Below are 2,156 nucleotides of genomic sequence, written 5' to 3'. Positions count from 1 at the left end.
GCCGTAAGGGCGAAACCCTAAGCCGCCGTTACCGCAGCAACGGATATGTACACAAAACCCCAGGAGCCTGGTCGGCCCAGAGGCCGCCAAGGTCAAACCGCACACCGACTACTGCGATACATGAACACAAGCGCCAACCCCAAAAGCACCATCGCCAACACCCGACTCCCCGACAACTCGATAGCCGGATTCCCCAACCAGCCAAAATTATCGATCAACATCCCCATCCCCAACTGCCCGACAATCACCGCCACCGTCGCCACCGCAGTCCCCACCCGCGGCACCGCGCCGACCATGACCATCATGTAGACCACCCCAAACAACGCCCCGCCAAGCTGCCACTTCGGCACCTCCAGCAGGCTCACCGCATGGGCCGGCTCGAAAAACACAATCAGCAACCCGGTCAACACCGCGCCCACCACGAAGGTCAGCAAACTGCTGCGCAACACACCGACCGTCTCGCCCAAACGCCCATTAATCGCCGCTTGCACACTCAAAACCGCGCCAGCCGCCACGACCACCGCCAACAAAATAATCAGACTCATCATTACCCCCGAGCAATCAGAACAAGCGCCGCAACAATCAGCAGCAAGGCCAGCCAGCGTTCAGCGTTAACCTTTTTACGGGTGGCGCCGAACCAGCCGAAATGGTCGATCAGCACACTTTTGCCGACCTGCCCGGAAAGAATTGCGATCATGGTCATCGCAATACCGATATGCGGCGTCGCCAACGTCAGCACCACCACATAGACCGGCCCGAGAAAACCGCCGATCAATTGCCAGCGCGGCAGTTCGCTCAGGGCCGGCCCCTTCTGCGGGCCGCTGAGCAGCAACAGGAAAAACAGGATCGCCGAGCCGACGCCGAAAATGCTCAAGGTCGCCCACAAGTGCCCGACCTGAACGCCCAACGGTCCGAGCAAACCGGCCTCCACGGACAGGCCCATGCCGGCCAGAATCACCAGCGGCAGCAGCAACAGCCGCAGCCCTGGCCGGGTAACGGGCGTCGCTACTGCACCAACGTTGTCGAGAGAGGAAGACTGCATAAGAAAACTCCGTTAAAGGAAACATGGCGCGCATTATCGGTTGGCGTTGCTGTGCGATAAATGGGAGCATCCAGACAACACTTTTGCGCAACTCGCACAGCAGGACTCACCATGCACGGCCTCAACGAACTGGGATTCAAGGCACTTCGGCTGTTTGTCGCGGTGCTCGACCATGGCAGTTTTTCCGAAGTCGCGCGCCGTGAGGGTCTGGCGCCCTCTTCGATTTCCCGACAGATCCAATTGATGGAACAAGCCCTGAGCCAGCAATTGCTCTACCGCCATACCCGCGCCGTGACGCCCACCGAGGCCGGGCGAGTGCTGGGTGATCACGCGCGATTGGTGCTGGTGCAACTGGAGGAAGCCGAACAGGCGTTGCAGGAACAGCAAAGCGAACCAAGCGGGCTGGTGCGGATCAACGCGCCGGTGGTGTTCGGAGAGCGGCATCTGACGCCGTGGCTGGGGCAGTTGTGCGCGCGCTATCCGAAGCTGCAACTGGATATCCAGCAAACCGACAGCTACGTCGCACCGTTGCAGGAAGGTGCGGATCTACTGTTTCGCATCGGCCCGCTGCACGACTCAAGCATGCAGGCGCGGGTTCTGGCGCCCCAGCGTTTTCAGGTCGCGGCAAGTCCGGCTTACCTGGATCGCCGCGGCACGCCGCAACATCCTGACGACCTCGCCAAACATCAGTGCCTGGCCTACAAAGGCGTGTCCGGGCTGCAACGCTGGTTTTTTCGCGAGGGCCAGCAACAGTGGACGCCGTACTCGGTGAAAGGGCCGATCACCGGCAACCACGCCGACACCCTGACGCAAGCCGCCGAGCAGGGCTTGGGGCTGGTGATGTTTCCGTCATGGTTGATCGGTGAAGCGGTGCGCAACGGCAGGCTGGTGCCGGTGCTGAGGAACTATCAGGTGTCTAACAGCCTGGAACCGCAGCAGATCGCCGTGCTCTGGCCGGGCAGCCGACGCTTGTCGGTGAAGGTCAGGACGGTAATTGATTACTTTGTTGAGTGCTTTGGCGAGGTGCCTTACTGGGATAGACCGTAGCGCGAACGCCTCGATCAATGTGGGAGCGGGCTTGCTCGCGAATGCGGTGTGCCAGTCAACATATGTA

Annotated in this window: 3 protein-coding genes; 1 reads left to right on the top strand and 2 read right to left on the bottom strand. The window is 60.8% G+C overall.

All coding sequences use genetic code 11. From position 1 onward, the window contains the following. Positions 1–92: 92 nt before the first annotated feature. Complete coding sequence (locus ACW9JC_RS30070) at positions 93–548, bottom strand: DMT family transporter (RefSeq protein WP_457459595.1); 456 nt, start codon at positions 546–548, stop codon at positions 93–95. Further along, a complete protein-coding gene (locus tag ACW9JC_RS30065; RefSeq protein WP_457459593.1) occupies positions 548–1,042 on the bottom strand; it encodes a DMT family transporter in 495 nt (164 codons plus the stop codon). Before ACW9JC_RS30065 ends, ACW9JC_RS30070 begins: the two co-directional genes overlap by 1 nt. A gap of 111 nt (positions 1,043–1,153) precedes the next feature. On the opposite strand from ACW9JC_RS30065, the gene ACW9JC_RS30060 reads away from it, so the two are divergent. Next, a complete protein-coding gene (locus tag ACW9JC_RS30060; RefSeq protein ID WP_457459591.1) occupies positions 1,154–2,089 on the top strand; it encodes a LysR family transcriptional regulator in 936 nt (311 codons plus the stop codon). Positions 2,090–2,156 lie beyond the last annotated feature (67 nt).

Source organism: Pseudomonas sp. SDO5591_S426, from assembly GCF_054070755.1.
This window is presented reverse-complemented; position numbering and strand designations above follow the sequence as displayed.

Coding starts and splice junctions, on each gene's coding strand:
- ACW9JC_RS30070 (WP_457459595.1), bottom strand. CDS start 548: ATGATGAGTCTGATTATTTTGTTGGCGGTGGTCGTGGCGGCTGGCGCG.
- ACW9JC_RS30065 (WP_457459593.1), bottom strand. CDS start 1,042: ATGCAGTCTTCCTCTCTCGACAACGTTGGTGCAGTAGCGACGCCCGTT.
- ACW9JC_RS30060 (WP_457459591.1), top strand. CDS start 1,154: ATGCACGGCCTCAACGAACTGGGATTCAAGGCACTTCGGCTGTTTGTC.